16 protein-coding genes are annotated in these 13,515 nt (G+C 63.0%); 9 read left to right on the forward strand and 7 right to left on the reverse strand.

Features of this window, described 5'->3' with window-relative positions; all coding sequences use genetic code 11:
- Window positions 1-121: 121 nt before the first annotated feature.
- Window positions 122-544 (reverse strand): RidA family protein, encoded by a 423-nt coding sequence (locus AC0L14_RS06715; protein ID WP_473488500.1) that lies wholly within the window; start codon window positions 542-544, stop codon window positions 122-124.
- A 150-nt stretch (window positions 545-694) separates the two neighbouring features.
- Between AC0L14_RS06715 and AC0L14_RS06720 the strand changes: the two genes are divergently transcribed.
- Both AC0L14_RS06720 and AC0L14_RS06725 read left to right on the forward strand, forming a co-directional pair.
- Window positions 695-1,597, forward strand: coding sequence for a LysR family transcriptional regulator (locus AC0L14_RS06720; RefSeq protein WP_473488501.1), 903 nt, complete (start codon window positions 695-697; stop codon window positions 1,595-1,597).
- Window positions 1,598-1,756: 159 nt separating this feature from the next.
- On the forward strand, window positions 1,757-2,287 hold the full coding sequence (locus AC0L14_RS06725) for a dihydrofolate reductase family protein (RefSeq protein WP_473488502.1): 531 nt from the start codon (window positions 1,757-1,759) through the stop codon (window positions 2,285-2,287).
- Between the two features lie 52 nt (window positions 2,288-2,339).
- On the opposite strand, the gene AC0L14_RS06730 is transcribed toward AC0L14_RS06725, so the two are convergent.
- Window positions 2,340-3,224 carry an alpha/beta fold hydrolase gene (locus AC0L14_RS06730; protein WP_473748975.1) on the reverse strand — a complete coding sequence of 295 codons (885 nt, stop codon included), beginning with the start codon at window positions 3,222-3,224 and terminating at the stop codon, window positions 2,340-2,342.
- Window positions 3,225-3,423: 199 nt separating this feature from the next.
- On the reverse strand, window positions 3,424-3,675 hold the full coding sequence (locus AC0L14_RS06735; RefSeq protein WP_123147334.1) for a DUF1127 domain-containing protein: 252 nt from the start codon (window positions 3,673-3,675) through the stop codon (window positions 3,424-3,426).
- Window positions 3,676-3,810: 135 nt separating this feature from the next.
- On the opposite strand from AC0L14_RS06735, the gene AC0L14_RS06740 reads away from it, so the two are divergent.
- On the forward strand, window positions 3,811-5,319 hold the full coding sequence (locus AC0L14_RS06740) for a winged helix-turn-helix domain-containing tetratricopeptide repeat protein (protein ID WP_473748976.1): 1,509 nt from the start codon (window positions 3,811-3,813) through the stop codon (window positions 5,317-5,319).
- A gap of 45 nt (window positions 5,320-5,364) precedes the next feature.
- Here the strand turns inward: AC0L14_RS06740 and AC0L14_RS06745 are convergent, their stop codons facing one another.
- Window positions 5,365-5,757 (reverse strand): GFA family protein, encoded by a 393-nt coding sequence (locus AC0L14_RS06745; protein ID WP_473748977.1) that lies wholly within the window; start codon window positions 5,755-5,757, stop codon window positions 5,365-5,367.
- Window positions 5,758-5,993: 236 nt separating this feature from the next.
- Between AC0L14_RS06745 and AC0L14_RS06750 the strand changes: the two genes are divergently transcribed.
- Together AC0L14_RS06750 and AC0L14_RS06755 are read left to right on the forward strand one after the other, a co-directional pair.
- Window positions 5,994-6,602: an ArsR/SmtB family transcription factor gene (locus tag AC0L14_RS06750; protein WP_473748978.1), complete on the forward strand. Its 609-nt coding sequence runs from the start codon at window positions 5,994-5,996 to the stop codon at window positions 6,600-6,602.
- On the forward strand, window positions 6,593-7,390 hold the full coding sequence (locus AC0L14_RS06755) for an SRPBCC family protein (protein WP_473748979.1): 798 nt from the start codon (window positions 6,593-6,595) through the stop codon (window positions 7,388-7,390). Before AC0L14_RS06750 ends, AC0L14_RS06755 begins: the two co-directional genes overlap by 10 nt.
- A 369-nt stretch (window positions 7,391-7,759) precedes the next feature.
- Here AC0L14_RS06755 and AC0L14_RS06760 read toward each other — a convergent pair whose 3' ends face one another.
- Complete coding sequence (locus AC0L14_RS06760) at window positions 7,760-8,245, reverse strand: YbhB/YbcL family Raf kinase inhibitor-like protein (RefSeq protein WP_473748980.1); 486 nt, start codon at window positions 8,243-8,245, stop codon at window positions 7,760-7,762.
- A gap of 177 nt (window positions 8,246-8,422) precedes the next feature.
- Between AC0L14_RS06760 and AC0L14_RS06765 the strand changes: the two genes are divergently transcribed.
- Window positions 8,423-9,094, forward strand: a complete 672-nt coding sequence (locus tag AC0L14_RS06765; protein ID WP_473488510.1) for a hypothetical protein — start codon at window positions 8,423-8,425, stop codon at window positions 9,092-9,094.
- Between the two features lie 89 nt (window positions 9,095-9,183).
- On the opposite strand, the gene AC0L14_RS06770 is transcribed toward AC0L14_RS06765, so the two are convergent.
- Both AC0L14_RS06770 and AC0L14_RS06775 read right to left on the reverse strand, forming a co-directional pair.
- Window positions 9,184-10,011 (reverse strand): nucleoside phosphorylase, encoded by an 828-nt coding sequence (locus AC0L14_RS06770; protein ID WP_473488511.1) that lies wholly within the window; start codon window positions 10,009-10,011, stop codon window positions 9,184-9,186.
- A gap of 23 nt (window positions 10,012-10,034) precedes the next feature.
- On the reverse strand, window positions 10,035-10,703 hold the full coding sequence (locus tag AC0L14_RS06775; RefSeq protein WP_473527072.1) for an ArsR/SmtB family transcription factor: 669 nt from the start codon (window positions 10,701-10,703) through the stop codon (window positions 10,035-10,037).
- A 37-nt stretch (window positions 10,704-10,740) separates the two neighbouring features.
- On the opposite strand from AC0L14_RS06775, the gene AC0L14_RS06780 reads away from it, so the two are divergent.
- From AC0L14_RS06780 to AC0L14_RS06790, 3 genes are all read left to right on the forward strand, one after another.
- Complete coding sequence (locus AC0L14_RS06780) at window positions 10,741-11,517, forward strand: MBL fold metallo-hydrolase (RefSeq protein ID WP_473488513.1); 777 nt, start codon at window positions 10,741-10,743, stop codon at window positions 11,515-11,517.
- 3 nt (window positions 11,518-11,520) lie between these two features.
- Window positions 11,521-12,798: an MFS transporter gene (locus tag AC0L14_RS06785; RefSeq protein WP_473488514.1), complete on the forward strand. Its 1,278-nt coding sequence runs from the start codon at window positions 11,521-11,523 to the stop codon at window positions 12,796-12,798.
- A gap of 190 nt (window positions 12,799-12,988) precedes the next feature.
- Window positions 12,989-13,486, forward strand: coding sequence for an EF-hand domain-containing protein (locus AC0L14_RS06790; RefSeq protein WP_473488515.1), 498 nt, complete (start codon window positions 12,989-12,991; stop codon window positions 13,484-13,486).
- The last annotated feature ends 29 nt before the right edge of the window (window positions 13,487-13,515 follow it).

Below are 13,515 nucleotides of genomic sequence, written 5' to 3' on the forward strand. Positions count from 1 at the left end.
TGGCCCAAGGCAAAGCATATTGATCGTTGGACGGACATCGCGAGCCCGTGCCGGGGCGCGCCGCGCTGCCGTTTCCGCCGTCCGGGTGCAATCGCCAATACAGAAACTGCAGGGCGAGCGATCAGCGCTTGTCCGCCGGATGACTGCTCGTCGTCGAAGGGATGCGGGCGATGACCTTGATCTCGAAATCGAAGCCGGCAAGCCAATTGACGCCCACTGCCGTCCAGTTCGGGTAGGGAGGTCCGCCGATCTCTTCCGCCCGGACGGCCAGCACCGTTTCGATCTGTTCGTCCGGGTTGGTGTGGAAGGTGGTGACATCGACGACGTCGTCGAAGCTGCACCCGGCGGCGGCCAAGACCGCGCGCAGATTGGCGAAGGCCCGCCGAACCTGATCCTCGAATACGGGCTCGGGCGAGCCGTCCTCACGGCTCCCGACCTGACCCGACACGAAGAGAAGATCGCCGGAGCGAATGGCTGCGGAATAGCGGTGGATATCGTATAACGCGTGGCGGTTGGCCGGATAGATGGCGTCACGTGCAGGCATTTCGTGTTCCTTTCTGTCTTGATAACGGGAGCGGACCGGCAGCGGGCCGGAGCCGGGGTATCTCCGAGTTGAAACAAGCAGGAGATAGGGCAATCGCATTGCGCGCATTAGCCGTTGAAATCGGCATGCGATGATGCAAAATTCCCATCAATGCCCCGCCCGTCGCTCAACGATCTCACCGCCTTCGTGGCCGTTGCCACACACCGCAGCTTCCGCCGCGCAGCGGACGAGATCGGCACGGCACCTTCCACATTGAGCCATGCGATGCGTGCGCTCGAGGAACGCATGGGCGTGCGCCTTTTGAACCGCACCACACGCAGCGTCTCACCGACAGAAGCCGGGTTCCGGTTGCTCGACCGCCTTCAGCCGGCGCTCGCCTCGCTGGACGAGGCGCTCGACAGCGTCGCGGGGTTCCGGGGCAATGTCGCGGGCACGGTCCGCATCAACGCACCGCGATTGGTGGCCGGGCTTCTCGTTCGCTGGGTTCTTCCGCAGATGGCGGAGCGCCATCCGGACGTGACCGTGGACATCGTCGTCGAGGGGCGGCTCATCGACATCGTGTCCAGCGGGTTCGATGCCGGCGTGCGCCTCCTCGGATCTGTCCCCAAGGACATGATCGCCGTGCCGTTTGCACGCCCGTTGACGTTCATCTGTGTCGCCTCGCCCGCCTATCTCGATCGCTTCGGCGACCCGGGAACGCCCGAGGAATTGCAACGCCACCGTTGCATCGGCCATCGTATGCCCAGCGGCAAATTCTATCGATGGGAGTTCGAACGCGCCGGCCAGGAACTCGTGATCGACGCAAACGGCTCCATCGTCCTCGATGACGAGGAACTGATGGTCGAAGCCGCAATAGAGGGTCTGGGCGTCGCCTATGTGGCGGATTGGGCCGCCGAAGCGGCCATATCCAATGGCCGGCTGCGTAAGGTCCTGACCGCATGGATGCCCGCTCCGGAAGGGGTCGCGCTCTACTATCCCGGACATCGAGCCGTGCCGCCGGCACTGCGGGCTTTTCTCGATGTCGTGAAGGACTTGCGAAAGAAAGAACCTTAACTGGATCAAAGAAGCAGCAATCCGGGCAATCGTAGTGCAGAAGGAGATCCGGCATGATTTCTCGCTTCTGTCGATCGCCATCAGTCGATCTAGCTTACAACCGATTGCATAACGCAGTCAGAACCGCGCGGATGTGCCGCGTGAGGAAAGGAGGCGGGTATGGCTAAGCTCGTTTTCGGAATGAACCAGTCCCTGGACGGCTACGTCGACCATATGGCGTTTGCGCCAGGCCCCACGCTCTTCCGCCACTTCATCGAGGAGGCTCAGAGGCAGGCGGGCAGTGTGTACGGTCGCAAAATGTATGAGGTCATGCGTTACTGGGACGACGATCATCCTGAATGGGATGCAGAGCGACACGCCTTCGCGGCGGCGTGGCGGAACCAGCCGAAATGGGTCGTTTCGCGCTCGTTGAAGTCGGTTGGCCCCAACGCCACGCTTGTTGGGGATGATCTTGAAGGCGCGATCCGCGAGCTGAAGGCCGAGCGCGACGGGGAGATCGAAGTTGCTGGCCCGGACTTGGCGCGAAGCCTCACCGAACTTGGCCTGATCGATGAGTATCGAATCTACCTGCACCCCGTCGTGCTTGGCCACGGCAAGCCATATTTCGCCGGCCCCCGGCCGCCGCTCCGCCTTATGACTAATGATCGGATTGGCGAGGACGTGATCAGGTTGACCTACGTTCCTGCTTGATCTCGCGGCCCGCCGGATGGAATCGCCGCTGAAGTCTGTTTTTGCGTTGCGCCTAAAGCGACGGGAACTGCGTGGGTTTCTCCTGTGTTCGCTTGATGAACTCCATCATGAGGGAAAGTGCTGGTTCGGCATGCGTCTCAAGCAGGAAATGCCCGCCGTCGAAAATATGCGCCTCCATACGAGGCAGATCCTGCATCCAGGACAGCGTTTCGGCGATATCGAAATAGGGCTCGTGACGGCCCCACAGCATGAGCGCCGGCGGTTGCCATTTCTTGAGATAGCCGGCGATCGCATCGAAACGCGCGGCGTGGCTCTTATGATCGGCGATGAGCGCGCGGTGGGTCTCCATGCGGCGGGGAAGATTCATCACGTTCCAGTCCTCGACCCAGGGTTCGCCTTTGATCGTGGCGGCGACCTCCTCTGGCAGGCCGCCGGTATATTGCTCGCGCGTGAATTCAAAGGTCAGGTCGGGGGTCGCGGCCGCTTCGTTCTCTTTTGTTGGTTCTGACCAGAATTTTAACACAGCATCCCACACGGGACCGAAGCCGGTTCGATGCGCGTTTGCGTTCTGGATGATGAGGCCCGAAACCAGCTCGGGCGCTTGCATGGCGATCTGCAGGCCCACAGCGGTGCCCCAGTCATGGATGTAGATGAAGCGGCGTCCGATCGCGAGGTGGGTCAGCAATTCGGAAATTGCCTCGCTGATCGCGGCGAAGGAGGGTGTCGGCGGGACGTCGGACTGGCCATGGCCCGGGAGGTCGGGCGCGATGACATAGGCTGCGCCTGCCAGTCCCGGAATCACGTCGCGGAATGTACGTGCGGAGCTGGGAAACCCATGCAGGAGGAGCAAAGCGGGGTAGGATCGATCGCCCGCAGTGACGTAGGCAAGCTCGGTTCCACCGGAAAGACGCATTCGGCGTTGGGCGGGCAGGCTCATGTCAAGATTCCGTTTTGCTGTCTGGAATGGAGCTCAACTCAAACGAGCGGCGCGAGTTCCGGATGTTGCCGAAGAGCGTGTGGCCGGTCTTCCTCATGTTCGCCTATTTGTCAGTGTCCGCGCAGCGACCGGCGCGAGCGAGTACTGCACCAAGGACGAGGATAACGGTATCGGCTTCGCGACCTTGCGGCGACGAGGATTATCGCCGCCAGAAGGGCTTGGCGATCTCTGCCTCGACCTGCCGTCTCGTCAGACCGATATCGTCGATCAAATGAGGATTGTCCCTCGACATTTGCTCAAGTTCCCAGCGAAAGCGCTTCCGCTCGTCCCAGGCCGCGATAATGCTTCGCAGGGTCGCTAGGCTGTAATGCCGACGCGACATTTCCGCCGGTTCCACGGGCGTTCCCGGCCGCGCTGCCTGATGCGGGGCCGATGCAAGGATATCGTTCATAGCAACCTCCATCGGTTTGAAGGTCCGGGGACCCTCGGCCTGAAAGAGGATGAATTCTGCAGGATACGAACAGCGTCGTAATTAAGCTCTCCCAAATAGTTCTCAAAACTTCCAAACCGGCTATAGATACGCCGCATGCAGGGATCGCGCTTTGCCTTTGGTCCGTTCGTGCTTGATTCCGGTGCGGGAACGCTGCTTCGCAACGATGTCCCCGTTGCCGTTGGTTACCGCGGGCTAAAGCTGCTTGCGGCACTCATTGGACGGCCCGTCGAAATCTTGAGCAAAGCCGAGTTGATGGACGCGGCGTGGCCGGGCACGGCCGTCGAGGAAGGCAACCTCACGGTCCAGATCGCGCTGCTGCGGAAGCTGCTTGGCCCGGCTGCCGACGGCGGCGAATGGATCGCCACGGTTCCGCGCGTCGGCTACCGCTTCACGGGGGCCGTCGAACAGCTCGGTGGCGCGAAGCGAAAACCTTTGCCGCTGCCCGGCAAGCCATCGATAGCCGTGCTGCCCTTCGTCAATGTCAGCAACGATCCCGAGCAGGAATCCTTCGCGGATGGGTTGACCGAAGACCTGATCACCGACCTGTCCAGGATCTCCAGCCTGTTCGTCATCGCACGCAACTCGGCCTTTGCCTACAAAGGAAGGGCGATGGACGTGCGCGATATCGCACAGGACCTTGGCGTGCGCTACCTGTTGGAGGGGAGCGCACGACGCGCTGCGGGGCGCGTGCGCATCAACGCACAGCTGGTCGACGCGGTCGGTGGCGACCATCTGTGGGCGGAACGCTTCGATCGCAGCCTGGAAGATATCTTTGCCGTTCAGGACGAGGTCACCGGTAAGATCGTGGAGGCGTTGCTCGGCAGGCTGCGCGCACCGCCGCCGCGCAATCGGCCCAAAAATCTCGAGGCTTACGATCTCTGCGTGCGGGCGCGCAAGCTGATGGATGATTCGCCGCAGACGGCGCGCGAGGCGCATCTGATGCTCACCCGCGCGGTTTCGCTCGATCCGGAATATGCCGAGGCCTATCGCTGGCTCGCCATGAACCACTGGATGGGATGGGTGCATTCCGGCGGACCAACCGAAACGTCCCGTAGCGTTGCTTTGGAACTGGCGCGCAAAGCCGTGGCGATCGACCCCAACGATGCCGGCTGCCGCTGGGTTTTGGCTTACCTGCTTGCCTATGAGCGCAGCTTCGCCGAGGCGGATGCGGAATTCGCCAAGGCGATCGAGCTCGACCCGAACGAGGCCGATGCCTGGGCGGCATTATCCGACATCGCGGTCCTGGCCGGACGGGTCGAAGAAGGCCTTGAGCACATTCGCAAGGCGTTCCGGCTGAACCCGTTTCCGGCAAGTTGGTACTATCTGGCGCTCGGCCAGGCGCAATATGCGGCCGGCGAATACGAAGCCGCTGTCGAGACACTGCGCAGGGACGAGACTTATCGTACAAGCTCACGCCGTTTCCTGGCGGCAAGCCTTGCCCAACTGGGCCGGCTCGACGAGGCGCGCGCAGAGGCCGAACTGTTCCTCGTCGGCAACCCGCATTTCACCACCCGCCACTGGGCCACGACGGAGCCATTCCGCGACGCTGCGACGCTCGAGCATTTCATTGATGGCTTCCGTAAGGCCGGTCTTCCGGAGTGACGTTGCCGGCGTGACCTCCCAAACGCTTTCGCACCGTTCGGGCGACTATTCCTCAAAGCGACTCGTTGCGTCACGATCGCGCTCGTATCGTCTCGTGAGCGGAAACGGCGGCAACCAGGACTCGCGACGGATGATCCAGCTTTCGTAGGTTGGCATCAGTTGGTCAGGGGCGTCCAGGGATCCCAGGTTCACTTCGACTTCGTCTGCGGTGCGTCCGAAAATGGTCGAGCCGCAGCGGGGACAGAAAAACCGCCCGGCGTAGTCGCGTGTCTCGCCTTCGATCGTCACCGCATCTTGGGGGAACACCGCGGAAGCGTGAAAAAGGGCCCCATGATGCTTGCGGCAGTCGAGACAATGACAAATGCCGACCCGGTATGGGAGTCCCGACGCCACAATTCGGACGTTGCCGCACAGGCAACCGCCAGTGAATCGGTCCATGCTGCATCTCCTCCAAAATCAAGCGGTCGCAATGGCTACAACGAAGGGCACTGTCATTGCAATTGTCCGGCTGCGGGCGGGGGATGCGTCGTCTTCGGTAGTGGCGACAGATAGGTCGCTCGCTGCAGCCGCATGCCGTTGGAGTGTCGGCTTATCGGGACGAAGCGGTCCTTTCGCTCTTGACAAATATACTCGTCAACGGCATTGACAGGAAAGCTTGTCAATGTGAGGGCTGCATGCTCGATATCGAAGTCATACATCGGCCAAGCGCGGCCGCCGCCGCGTTGGAGCCCGTGCGGAGTCAGCTCCTCTCGGAACTGCGGGAGCCGGCCTCGGCCGCCACCCTCGCCACACGGCTCGGTCTCAAGCGGCAGAAGATCAATTACCACCTGCATGCTCTGGAGGAGCACGGGCTTGTCCAAGTTGCAGACACGCGGAAGTGGGGTGGCCTGACGGAGCGGCTCATGGTGGCGAGCGCCACAAGCTATGTCGTCTCGACGAGCGCACTGGGTCCCGTCGGCGCCGATCCGGACCGCACCCCGGACCGCCTGTCGGCAAGCTACCTCATCGCGCTCGGCGCTCGGCTGGTGCGGGAGATCGGGGCCCTCCAGCGCGCCGCAACGGATGCCGGCAAGCGCCTGGCGACCTTGGCGATCGATACAGAAATCCGCTTCCGCTCCGCCGCCGACCGCGCCTCGTTCACGCGTGAACTGACTGAGACCATCACCACGCTGGCGGCACGCTATCACGACGAAACCGCGCCGCAGGGACGGTCCCATCGCCTTGTCGTGACGGCGCATCCTTCACCAGCCAATCCGCAAGGAAAGGACGTTCAATGCCAGTGAAAAAAGATACTGCCGGCAATCGCTCGGTCGAGGCGCAAGTGGATGTCCCCGGTACAGCGCAGGACGTCTGGAACGCGATCGCAACGGGACCTGGAATATCTCAATGGTTCGTGCCGAGCGATCTCGAAGGCCGCATCGGAGGAACCACCGTTTCGCATTTCGCTGCCGATGGAAGCATGGATGCCGTTGCCACCATCACAGCTTGGGAGCCGCCCAAGCGGTTTGTCGCAGAAGCACCGGGTGAGCCGGGAACGGTAGCGACGGAATGGATTGTCGAGGCAAAGTCCGGCGGGCTTTGCACCGTTCGCGTTGTCCATCGCTGGTTCGCGACTTCTGATGATTGGGATGATCAGTTCGAGGCCCACAGCCACGGATGGATCTCCTTCTTCCGCCTGCTCCTCCTCTACCTCACGAATTTTCCCGGGCAGCACGGCTCGGCTTTTCAGCTCTTGGTCCCGTCCTCTGAACCTTTAGCTGATGCATGGCGAAAGCTGGTTGAACCCTTGGGCCTGGCGAATGCGACTGAACAACGGCGCGTGGCTTCGGACGCGCAGGCATTCGAGGGCGTCGTCGAACGAACAGGGCCGCAAGACCATCCCGAGCTGGTGGTGCGGCTGGACCAGCCCGCGCCGGGCTTCGCGCACCTCTTCGCCTTGCCGATGGGCGGGATGACATACCTGTCCGTGCGGTTTTTCCTCTTTGGCGACGATGCAGCGAGCATTGCAAAACGGGAGGAGCCACGGTGGCGAACCTTGCTCGAAAAACATTTCCCAACTTCCGCGGAGTAGGAGCCGGTCACGCAACCGTCTGGTCTACGCGCAATATAGGAGCGCGCGGTTTTCAATCTCCCCCGCGTTCTCAATCTCCCGCGTTCTCAATCTCCATTGCGAGGCGTTTTGCCTAGGGCAAAGGGCTGAGCCTCGTGCTCGACCGCGGTTGCTCTCAGTCCGTCCCCCCCAAACCGCTGCGCACTTTTGGGCGACATGCATTTAGGCCGCCTTCGGTTGGGTACAGGCTAAAGTGGACTTACGTGGGCGGGAGCCAGCCGCCACGTTTCATTGGCGTCGCTGCAGCCGCTAATCAGGGGGCTCGAGCGCCCTATGGTTAGCGTCACGAATTTTGCCCGACGACGCCGGCAACTGACGCCGCCGCCAGCATCATCCCGGTCGCTCGTAGCGGGCGTGGAGCTCCGCCTGGTCCAGCACGTGCCCTTTGATCGCGCGCTCGAACGTCTTCCAGTCGAGTCCAGGCTCCAGATCCATGGTGCGGTCAAGCGCGAAAAGCCGAATGCGGTAGCGATAGGTGCGGCCAACGGTGCCCGATGGCCCGTCATAGCCGATATTGCCCAGTCCGTTGCTGCCTTGCAGCACGTGCATCGGCTCCTCTGGCTCGCGTGCATGCTTGAAACCGCTGGGCAGATCTTCGGCGTCCGCCGGAATCTTATAGACGAGCCAATGGACCCACGGCTCGTGCGTGGCTGGCGTCACCCCCTCAAAAAGGAGCGCGAGCTCGCGCGTGCCGTCCGGGAGACCACGCCAGCTGAAGGGTGGCGAGGTGTTGTAGCCGTCCTTGGTGAATTTCACTGGAACGGCCTCGTTCTCACCGAACGCATCGCTCCCTACCCGCATGGTGACAGCCTCCACTGTCTCCGGGTTTTCCGGTCCAACGCATTCTCAGCCACGCAAGTTCCGGTCTTCACCTCGCGCGCTGGCTTGTGTGCGGCGGGTGCTGCAGGTTGTTGTTCCGGGCCGGGAGCTCGGAACTGCCAGCTGAGGCAGGCGTTTCGCCTGGGACAGGCGGAGCTGTGCGGAACCTCGAACATGGCGCGAAAACCGGCAAGAGAGCAGATCGTGGCAGCGTTGCTCGACCGCTCGGGCCGCACCTACTGCTCGGAACTGGGAATCGATATCCAGAAAAACACGCCTTCACCGCTCTTCCGCTGGCTCTGCGCATCAATTCTCTTCAGCACCCGCATCAGCGCGAAGCTTGCACTCATGGCGGCGAAAGCTCTGTCCGATCAGGGCTGGACCACCCCGCGCAGAATGGCGGAGGCGACCTGGGCCGATCGGACGCGCGTGCTGAACCATGCAGGGTACGCCCGCTACGACGAGAGCACGTCGCGGATGCTGGGCGACACCGCGCACCTGCTTCTGAGCAAATACGGCGGCGACCTTCGGGCGTTGCGCGGGCTCGCGCGAAACGATCCGGCGACGGAACGACAACTGCTGAAGGAATTCAAAGGTATCGGTGATGTGGGGGCCGACATCTTCTGCCGCGAGGTGCAGGTCGCGTGGCCCGAGCTTTATCCTTATGCCGACACGAAGGCGCTTGCTGCAGCGGTGCAACTGGGGTTGGGAAACGATGCTCGCGCTCTGGCGGGGCTGGTCGATCGGCGTGACTTCCCGCGTCTCTTGGCGGCACTGATCAGGACAAGCCTCGGCAAGGATTACGAGGGAGTGATCGAGGCCGCCTTGGCACGGCCGACGGTATGACCATGCCGACCGGGACCTGCGGATAGATGTTTGGTCAGGGCGTATACGCCTCAGAAGGATGGTCGCTGGGCTCGCTATATCCCGCTTGCTTATGCGTGCAGTTCGGCTTCGATGGAGGACAGCCAAACCCGTGCAACTGTGGCGATGACCGTGAGCGTCGCTTTTGTTCCGTTCGCCTCGCCCTTCTCAAAATCTCCCTCGGTTTGCGCCATGGCGTTCGTCACATGCGCAAAGCACACGACGGGGTGGTGTGTTGCAGCGGCAAACGCATACAAAGCCGCGGCTTCCATCTCGACGGCGAGGGCGCCCAGATCCCGCGCAGATGCGATCGCGGTCTCGGTTTCGCGATAAGGAGCATCGGTCGTCCAGGTTGAGCCCCGGCGGGCGACAATGCCGGAAAGCCCCGACAAGGCGTCTTCAATGCGAGCGATAAGCCTCGCGTCTGGCGCCTCCGCGAAGATTGCCGGCGGCAGATAATGATAACTCGTCCCCTCGTCCCGGAGAGCGCGGTCGATCAGAACAAAGTATGGCGTGGGTCCGTTGTCGGTGATCTGGCCGGCGGATGTGATGCTGACGAGCAGCCGGCAGCCGGCCGCAAAAAGCTGCTCGGCAACGAGCACCGCAAAGGAGGCGCCCACCGCGCAGCCGATGATGCCGACCTCTCCGACGCCGTCGAGATCGAAGGCAAGAAGTTCGGTGTGGTAACACGCCCACCCCTCGTGTGCGCGGCTCTGTCCCGCAAGTTTGAGGTGCCGCACCACGTCGCCGTCGGGATCGAGGACACACACCGGAGGGACAGCGGCGAGCGGCAGTCGCTTCTGCCGGCGCGCCTCGCGCAACAGCGCCTCCGGCCGGAACACGGAAGGAGAAGCATGATCCTTGTGGTTCACGATCAGCCATGCGGGCTTCTGATCCATGGGATTCGCCCCAGTGTTCTGCTTCAGGCGGCCGTTTCGACCGGCAGGCCGGCGGCCTTCCATTCGGGATAGCCGTCCTCGAGCCGACGGACGAGATAGCCCCGCTCTCGCAAGGCGGCGACTGCTTCGAACGACAGAACGCAATAGGGGCCGCGGCAATAGGCGATCACTTCCCGATCTGCCTCTAGCTCGCCTAAGCGACGCTCCAGCTCGGCCAGCGGGATGTTGAGGGCGCCTGGAAGATGTCCGACCGCAAACTCGTCCTCTGGCCGCACGTCGAGAACCGTGACCATGCCGTCATGCAGCCTCGAGACGAGATCGTCTCGCGACACCGGTTCCATTGCATCGCGAGCGCGGAAGTAGTCGGCCATGACGCGGCCGATTTCGGCCACGTTTCGCTCGCCGACCCGGCCGAGCGCCTTGATCAGCGCCACCACCTCGGCGTCGCCGGCGAGGCTATAGAGCACGTGCTTGCCGCGGCGCTCCGTCTCGACGAGACGCGTCCGCCGCAGGATCTGCAGGTGGCGCGACGTGTTGGCGAAGCTCAGATGGGCTCGCGCGGAGAGGTCCTCGACACTGCGCACACCTTGCGCCAGGTGCTCCAGAAGCTCGAGCCGGTGCGGATGGCCGAGTGCCTGAGCCACTTCGGCAAGGCTCGTGTAGATCGCCTGTTTCGGTCCGGTGCTTGACACGGCTTCTCCTCAGTGAAACATTCAGCGGAATGATTGAATGTTTCTAGCCCTTTGCAACGAGGAGCGCAAGACCATGATCCTTCGCCAGTTCCTTCACACCGATCCGGTCGGCGTCTCCTACCTGTTCGGTTGCGGCGGCAAAGCAGCTGCGGCCGTCGTCGATCCGGCCTGCGACATCGAGTTCTACCTGCGTGCCGCCGAAGACGCCGGCATGCGCATCCATTTCGTCGTCGACACGCATGTTCATGCCGACCATCTCTCTGCCGGCCGCGCGCTCGCCGAAGCGGCGGGCGCCGCCTACGTGCTCTCGGCGGAGGCGGATGTTGCGTTCCCGTTCAAAGGCGTGCGCGACGGAGAGGTCCTCTCGCTCGGCAACGTCACCGCAACCGTCCTGCACACGCCGGGTCACACGCCGGAGCACATCTGCCTTCTCGTCAGCGACCGCACGCGTGCCGACGAGCCGTGGTTCGTGCTGACCGGCCACACGCTGATGGCCGGCGATCTCGGTCGCACCGAACTCGCCGTCAGCGCCGAGCAAGGCGCAAAGGATCTGTTTCGCAGCGCCGGTCGGCTCAAGGCTCTTCCCGATCATGTCGAGGTGCTCCCCGGCGCCTATGCTGGCTCGGTCTGCGGCCGGCGCCTGAGCGGCAAGCCGTGGTCGACCATCGGTTTCGAGAAACGCCACAACGAGGCCCTCCGGATCGAGGACGAAGCCGCGTTCATTCGCTTCATGCTCGCCGAGATTCCGCCGGCTCCGCCGGAGGCCGCGGCGCTCCGGGCCGCCAATTCCGCCCTGGCTGCGGCGGCGGCCTGAGCCATGGACGAAGCGGCATCGGTTCCAGGCAAGGCGGGTTCACCTGTCAGGCTCGGCCTCAGGGAGAACTGGCCGCAATTCGCGCTGCTCGTCGTGATCAACGCCTTTGTCGGCGGCATGGTCGGAATAGAACGAACGGTGGTGCCGCTGATCGGATCGGAGGAGTTCCATGTCACGTCGACGACGCTGATCGTCTCCTTCATCGTCAGCTTCGGCGTCGTCAAGGCGCTGGCCAATCTGGTCTCGGGCCAGCTTGCCGACGCGTGGGGCCGCAAGCGCGTGCTCGTTTTGGGATGGCTGGTCGGCCTGCCGGTGCCGTTCATGATCATCTGGGCGCCGACCTGGGAATGGGTGATTGCGGCCAACGCATTGCTCGGCGTCAACCAGGGGCTCGCCTGGTCGATGACGGTGATCATGAAAGTCGATCTCGTCGGGCCGAAGTCGCGCGGCCTTGCCGTCGGCCTCAACGAGTTCGCCGGCTATCTCGCCGTTGGGGTGACGGCGTTCCTCACTGGCTATCTCGCCTCGCAATACGGACTTCGGCCAGTGCCGATCTATCTCGGCATCGGCTATGCCGTCCTCGGTGCCGTACTGTCGATCCTGCTCGTGCGCGACACGCGCGGCCACGTTCGGCTGGAGGCCTCATCCCACGCGCAGCAGTCCGCGCCGATCAGCTTTAGGCAGGTCTTCGCGCTCACCTCGTTCGGGGATCGCAACCTGTTTGCCGCCTCGCAGGCCGGTCTCGTCAACAATCTCAACGACGGCATGAGCTGGGGCATTTTCCCGTTGTTCTTCGCGTCCTTCGGCCTCGGTGTCGAGCGCATCGGCATCCTCAAGGCGATCTATCCCGCGACATGGGGTGTCTTGCAGATCGCCACGGGTCCGTTGAGCGATCGCTGGGGGCGCAGAGGCCTGATCGTCGCCGGCATGTGGGTTCAGGCCGCCGGTCTGTTTCTCACCGCAGCGACGCGCCAGTTCGAGTGGTGGATCGTCGGCAGCCTTCTGCTCGGCCTCGGCACGGCGATGGTCTACCCGAGCTTGATCGCAGCCGTCTCCGATGCCTCGCATCCGACCTGGCGCGCCCGCTCACTCAGCGTCTACCGGTTCTGGCGGGATCTCGGCTACGCGATCGGGGCGCTCTCCGCCGGCCTCATCGCCGACAGCTTCGGGCTGTCATGGGCGATCACATCGATCGCCGCGCTGACGTTTCTCTCAGGGTTGGTCGTGGCTGTTGTGATGAGCGAGACCGAGCCCCATCCGTCCTCGAGGAGGGCAACATGACAGCGGCGGCAGATCGCTGCCCGAGCAATTGATCCGGCGCAAATTCGCCACGCCTTTGGCTTACATTGAAATTTGACCGCGACCGGCGGTTTGCCGGCAGTAGGGAAAGAGCTGAAAGCATCTCCGGCCGCAGAGCCGCCAGCGAGTTGGAACGAGCTCTGCCGAGCCCCATGAGAGGAAGGAGCATATTATGACGTTGATTGCACTGATGCGCGCGGCCACGCTCGCCGCCACTGTCGCCGCCGGTGCGACGGCTACAGCCGCCGCGCAAACAACCGCAGCCGATCCCCACGATACGACAGTCGCGCAGGCGGCGCCGTCTCCCGAGCCTGGAGGTATGGCGGGACAAGACCAAGGTGCACAGCCCGCTCAACCCGGCATGATGCCTCCCGGCATGATGGGCCAGGGCATGATGGGCCAAGGCATGGGCCGGGGCATGATGTGCCAAGGCATGGGTCAGGGCATGATGGGCGAGATGATGCAGCCCGGCATGATGGGCGCAATGCCGATGATGCGCATGCGCGGGCACATGATGAAGATCATGTTCGCCATTGCCGACACGGACGGTGACAGCGCACTTTCCTTCGAAGAGATCACCGCCATCCATAAGCGAATCTTCGACAAGGTGGACGCAAACAAGGACGGCAAAGTGACATCCGAAGAGGTTCAGGCATTCATGCGGGAATAGCCGCGCAAGCTGATCGCCGGGCGACAAAC

Source organism: Mesorhizobium sp. WSM4841 (assembly GCF_055811515.1).